Origin of the sequence: Marmoricola sp. RAF53 (assembly GCF_052114005.1) — a bacterium.
GTDB lineage: Bacteria > Actinomycetota > Actinomycetes > Propionibacteriales > Nocardioidaceae > Marmoricola.
In genome coordinates this window covers 1-5,511 of record NZ_JBFRDX010000047.1, presented here as the reverse complement: position 1 = coordinate 5,511, position 5,511 = coordinate 1, and the positions used below count along the sequence as shown (strand labels likewise).

Sequence of the window (5,511 nt, the reverse complement as noted above, 5' to 3'; positions counted from 1 at the left end):
GCTGCACGTATGTGTGTGGAGAAAAGAGTAAGGGCCGCCCCAGAAGGGGCGGCCCTTACGAAAGTTATGTCCGGCGACGTCCTACTCTCCCACAACCTCCCGGTTGCAGTACCATCGGCGCTGAACGGCTTGACTTCCGGGTTCGGAATGGAGCCGGGTATTTCCCGTTCGCTATGGCCGCCGAAACTCTATGGAGTTATATCGAAGCCTGATTTCTCAGGTTCCCGACCGTAACTCGGGAACCACACAGTGGACGCGCAACATCTTTGAGGGACAAGCCCTCGGCCTATTAGTACCGGTCGGCTGGGCATTACTGCTGTACACCTCCGGCCTATCAACCCAGTCGTCTACTGGGGGCCTTACCCGGTTAACCCGGTGGGAAACCTCATCTTGAAACGTGCTTCCCGCTTAGATGCTTTCAGCGGTTATCACTTCCGAACGTAGCTAACCAGCCGTGCTCCTGGCGGAACAACTGGCACACCAGAGGTTCGTCCACCCCGGTCCTCTCGTACTAGGGGCAGCTTTTCTCAAGTTTCCTGCGCGCGCGGCGGATAGGGACCGAACTGTCTCACGACGTTCTAAACCCAGCTCGCGTGCCGCTTTAATGGGCGAACAGCCCAACCCTTGGGACCTACTCCAGCCCCAGGATGCGACGAGCCGACATCGAGGTGCCAAACCATCCCGTCGATATGGACTCTTGGGGAAGATCAGCCTGTTATCCCCGGGGTACCTTTTATCCGTTGAGCGACGCCGCTTCCACATGCCAGCGCCGGATCACTAGTTCCGACTTTCGTCCCTGCTCGAGCTGTCACTCTCACAGTCAAGCTCCCTTGTGCACTTACACTCGAAACCTGATTGCCAACCAGGCTGAGGGAACCTTTGAGCGCCTCCGTTACATTTTAGGAGGCAACCGCCCCAGTTAAACTACCCATCAGGCACTGTCCCTGATCCGGATAACGGACCTAGGTTAGATGTCTAATACAGTCAGAGTGGTATTTCAACGTTGACTCCACCCGAACTGGCGTCCGAGCTTCAAAGTCTCCCACCTATCCTACACAAACTGAACCAAACACCAATACCAAACTATAGTAAAGGTCCCGGGGTCTTTCCGTCCTGCCGCGCGTAACGAGCATCTTTACTCGTAGTGCAATTTCGCCGAGTCCACGGTTGAGACAGCGCCCAAGTCGTTACTCCATTCGTGCAGGTCGGAACTTACCCGACAAGGAATTTCGCTACCTTAGGATGGTTATAGTTACCACCGCCGTTTACTGGGGCTTAAGTTCTGCGCTTCGCACAAGTGCTAACACGTCCCCTTAACCTTCCAGCACCGGGCAGGAGTCAGTCCGTATACATCGTCTTACAACTTCGCACGGACCTGTGTTTTTAGTAAACAGTCGCTTGGGCCTGGTCTCTGCGGCCATCATTGCTTTTTGCAGCAAGTGCATTCACAAATCCGGCCCCCCTTCTCCCGAAGTTACGGGGGCATTTTGCCGAGTTCCTTAACCATGGTTCACTCGATCGCCTTAGTATTCTCTACCTGATCACCTGAGTCGGTTTGGGGTACGGGCGGCGCATAGCTCGCTAGAGGTTTTTCTCGGCAGCATAGGATCATCGACTTCGCTCATAAGAGCTCGGCATCGTGTCTCAGGCATACAGGTGACGGATTTGCCTATCACCAACCCTACGCACTTACCCGTGGTCAACCATCGCCACGGTTCGACTACCTTCCTGCGTCACCCCATCGCTTGACTACTACCGGTTCGGGTCCTGTGCTCTGCCATGCCCCATCACCCCGAAGGGGTCAGTAAGCATGGTTTCGGACAGTTAGCATCACCGGGTTCGTCATGGGCGCTATTTTGCCGGTACGGGAATATCAACCCGTTGTCCATCGACTACGCCTGTCGGCCTCGCCTTAGGTCCCGACTTACCCAGGGCAGATTAGCTTGACCCTGGAACCCTTGATCATTCGGCGGAAGAGTTTCTCACTCTTCATTCGCTACTCATGCCTGCATTCTCACTCGTGTGGCGTCCACAACTGGATCACTCCGCTGCTTCACTCGCCACACGACGCTCCCCTACCCATCCGTGCAACTGGACCACGAAGGCCTGTCTTAAGCACGAATGCCATAGCTTCGGTGGATAACTTGAGCCCCGCTACATTGTCGGCGCGGAATCACTTGACCAGTGAGCTATTACGCACTCTTTTAAGGGTGGCTGCTTCTAAGCCAACCTCCTGGTTGTCTGTGCGACTCCACATCCTTTTCCACTTAGTTATCGCTTAGGGACCTTAGCTGATGATCTGGGCTGTTTCCCTCTCGACAATGGAGCTTATCCCCCACTGTCTCACTGCTGCGCTCTCACTTACCGGCATTCGGAGTTTGGCTAACGTCAGTAACCTTGTAGGGCCCATCGGCTATCCAGTGCTCTACCTCCGGCAAGAAACACGCAACGCTGCACCTAAATGCATTTCGGGGAGAACCAGCTATCACGAAGTTTGATTGGCCTTTCACCCCTATCCACAGGTCATCCCCTCAGTTTTCAACCTAAGTGGGTTCGGTCCTCCACGCGGTCTTACCCGCGCTTCAACCTGCCCATGGATAGATCACTTCGCTTCGGGTCTTGAGCGTGCCACTCAGTCGCCCTATTCGGACTCGCTTTCGCTACGGCTTCCCCACACGGGTTAACCTTGCGACACACCGCAAACTCGCAGGCTCATTCTTCAAAAGGCACGCTGTCACCCCCACGAGGAAGGCTCCAACGGATTGTAGGCACATGGTTTCAGGTACTATTTCACTCCCCGCCAGGGGTACTTTTCACCTTTCCCTCACGGTACTTGTCCGCTATCGGTCACCAAGGAGTATTTAGGCTTAACGGGTGGTCCCGCCAGATTCACACGGAATTTCAGGGGTTCCGTGTTACTTGGGGTGACGCTTCAGAGTCATTGACTTACGTGTACGGGGGTATCACCCTCTACGCCGGGACTTTCCAGTCCGCTTCGACTTCATCAATGATTTCTTACTCTGTGCTGGTTCGGCAGAACCAGCCAAGCGGCCCCACAACCCTCAAACAGCAACGCCTGCCGGCTATCACACTGCTTGAGTTTGGCCTCTTCCGATTTCGCTCGCCACTACTCTCGGAATCACTTTTGTTTTCTCTTCCTGTGGGTACTGAGATGTTTCACTTCCCCACGTTCCCTCCAACTGCCCTATGTGTTCAGGCAGAGGTAACTGGACATGACTCCAGCTGGGTTTCCCCATTCGGAAATCCCCGGATCACAGTTCGATTGCCAACTTCCCGGGGCTTATCGCAGGCTTCTACGTCCTTCATCGGCTCTTGGTGCCAAGGCATCCACCATGTGCCCTTAGTAGCTTGTCTTGCTACAAAGATGCTCGCGTCCACTGTGTAGTTCTCAAGATACGGGCGGCGCCCCCATCGGTTCCTCGCCTACCGGCCCATCCGCAAGGATGTGACTCAGTGGTTCAAGGGGATGGTGGCCCAGAAGAATCGATCTCTCGATCCCTCAGGACCCAACAGTGTGCCTGATTCGGTTCCGCAACCGGCCTCGAGTTTCCACTCCGTGATCCCTCGCAAGCGAAGGCGGTTGTACTAACAAGACGTCGTGCGGTTCCGAGCCAAATAATCGACGTTCCACTAGTGAGCAGTGCCCGGCGGTAGAACGTATGTCTACACAAACCGAACGCCCTGGACAGGTTGAGCCTGCCAGATAAAGCTCCTTAGAAAGGAGGTGATCCAGCCGCACCTTCCGGTACGGCTACCTTGTTACGACTTCGTCCCAATCGCTCGTCCCACCTTCGACAGCTCCCTCCACAAGGGTTGGGCCACTGGCTTCGGGTGTTACCAACTTTCGTGACGTGACGGGCGGTGTGTACAAGGCCCGGGAACGTATTCACCGCAGCGTTGCTGATCTGCGATTACTAGCGACTCCGACTTCATGGGGTCGAGTTGCAGACCCCAATCCGAACTGAGACCGGCTTTTTGGGATTCGCTCCACCTTGCGGTATCGCAGCCCTTTGTACCGGCCATTGTAGCATGCGTGAAGCCCTAGGCATAAGGGGCATGATGACTTGACGTCATCCCCACCTTCCTCCGAGTTGACCCCGGCAGTCTCTTATGAGTCCCCACCATGACGTGCTGGCAACATAAGACGAGGGTTGCGCTCGTTGCGGGACTTAACCCAACATCTCACGACACGAGCTGACGACAGCCATGCACCACCTGTATACGAGTGTCCAAAGAGACCTCTATCTCTAGAGGCTTCTCGTATATGTCAAACCTAGGTAAGGTTCTTCGCGTTGCATCGAATTAATCCGCATGCTCCGCCGCTTGTGCGGGCCCCCGTCAATTCCTTTGAGTTTTAGCCTTGCGGCCGTACTCCCCAGGCGGGGCGCTTAATGCGTTAGCTGCGGCACGGAACTCGTGGAATGAGTCCCACACCTAGCGCCCAACGTTTACGGTGTGGACTACCAGGGTATCTAATCCTGTTCGCTCCCCACACTTTCGCTCCTCAGCGTCAGGTAATGCCCAGAGAACCGCCTTCGCCACCGGTGTTCCTCCTGATATCTGCGCATTTCACCGCTACACCAGGAATTCCGTTCTCCCCTGCATACCTCTAGTCTGCCCGTATCGGAAGCAGGCTCAGGGTTAAGCCCTGAGTTTTCACTCCCGACGCAACAGACCGCCTACGAGCCCTTTACGCCCAATAATTCCGGACAACGCTCGCACCCTACGTATTACCGCGGCTGCTGGCACGTAGTTGGCCGGTGCTTCTTCTGCAGGTACCGTCACTTGCGCTTCGTCCCTGCTGAAAGAGGTTTACAACCCGAAGGCAGTCATCCCTCACGCGGCGTTGCTGGATCAGGCTTTCGCCCATTGTCCAATATTCCCCACTGCTGCCTCCCGTAGGAGTCTGGGCCGTGTCTCAGTCCCAGTGTGGCCGGTCACCCTCTCAGGCCGGCTACCCGTCGAAGCCTTGGTGAGCCATTACCTCACCAACAAGCTGATAGGCCGCGAGCTCATCCTTCACCGCCGGAACTTTCCACCACCATCCGATGCCGGAAGTGGTCATATTCGGTATTAGCTTCGGTTTCCCGGAGTTATCCCAAAGTGAAGGGCAGATTGCTCACGTGTTACTCACCCGTTCGCCGCTCGTGTACTCCCGAAGGAGCCTTACCGCTCGACTTGCATGTGTTAAGCACGCCGCCAGCGTTCGTCCTGAGCCAGGATCAAACTCTCCGTTGAAATCTCACAGCCAACCACCCCGAAGAGCAGCAGGCAAATCTCAATGATTGTTTCACCTAGCAAGAGACCGATACGCCGACAATATTGTCGGAATCATCGTTTCTTACCAAAGGAACCATCGACCATCACTACCAAAGTAGATCCAGCCAACGGGTATCAAACTAATTCGTCGACTTTTGGCACACTGTTGAGTTCTCAAGGATCAAGCGCGCACCACAACCCGACCTCACGGCCATGCTGGGGGGCAACCTG

3 rRNA genes are annotated in these 5,511 nt (G+C 55.4%); all 3 read right to left on the bottom strand.

The window, feature by feature from the left end:
* Nucleotides 1-68: 68 nt before the first annotated feature.
* Nucleotides 69-185: ribosomal RNA gene (gene rrf, locus AB4Y76_RS21235) — 5S ribosomal RNA — on the bottom strand.
* 84 nt (nt 186-269) lie between these two features.
* Nucleotides 270-3,375, bottom strand: a 23S ribosomal RNA gene (locus tag AB4Y76_RS21230).
* 363 nt (nt 3,376-3,738) lie between these two features.
* Nucleotides 3,739-5,259: ribosomal RNA gene (locus AB4Y76_RS21225) — 16S ribosomal RNA — on the bottom strand.
* Together the 16S, 23S and 5S rRNA genes form the textbook arrangement of a ribosomal RNA operon.
* Between the last annotated feature and the right edge of the window lie 252 nt (nt 5,260-5,511).